Origin of the sequence: Psychrobacter sp. NZS113, from assembly GCF_015864825.1 — a bacterium.
Lineage (GTDB): Bacteria > Pseudomonadota > Gammaproteobacteria > Pseudomonadales > Moraxellaceae > Psychrobacter.
In genome coordinates this window covers 1-522 of the sequence record NZ_JADYWL010000044.1, presented here as the reverse complement: position 1 = coordinate 522, position 522 = coordinate 1, and the positions used below count along the sequence as shown (strand labels likewise).

Here is a 522-nt window from a genome sequence, read left to right as displayed (position 1 = left end):
GATGTTACAGGCAATATTCATAGTAATGGCAATTTAATACTCTCTGGTGGTGTGGTTATTGGAGGAGATGCATCTGCATATTTAAGCTTCACACAAAGTAGTGGTACTGTTTCGGGTAGTATTTCTGCAAACCAATCTATCTCAATACAGGAAACGCGAGTTGGTGGAGATGTGAGTTCATCCGGTTCTATTTCGGTTACAGGTAAAGCAGTCCAAGGAACAATTCGTTCATATGGTTTAGTGGCTCTTACACAAACAATAATACGTAACGGCGTGTATACCTCCGGTAATTATGAGCAAACAGGGGGAAGTGTATACGGTGGAGTGCGTGTTCAAGGTAATGTGACGGTTAAACAGTGGGGCAGTACTATTGATAGTAAAGACCTTAGATACGCAGGTAATGGCTCTTTTAAGGGTGACACACCAGAGTATGCTTTTTCACCTTATAAAGTATCAAGTACAGCCATATCAATACCAACTATTGAGCCAGTTGAAAAAATAACACCAGAGAGTGAAAATAAT

Annotated in this window: 1 protein-coding gene; it reads left to right on the top strand. The window is 40.2% G+C overall.

The window, feature by feature from the left end; genetic code table 11:
* A partial coding sequence (locus I6E61_RS14055) for a hypothetical protein (protein ID WP_197135310.1) occupies positions 1-522 on the top strand: 522 nt, incomplete at both ends.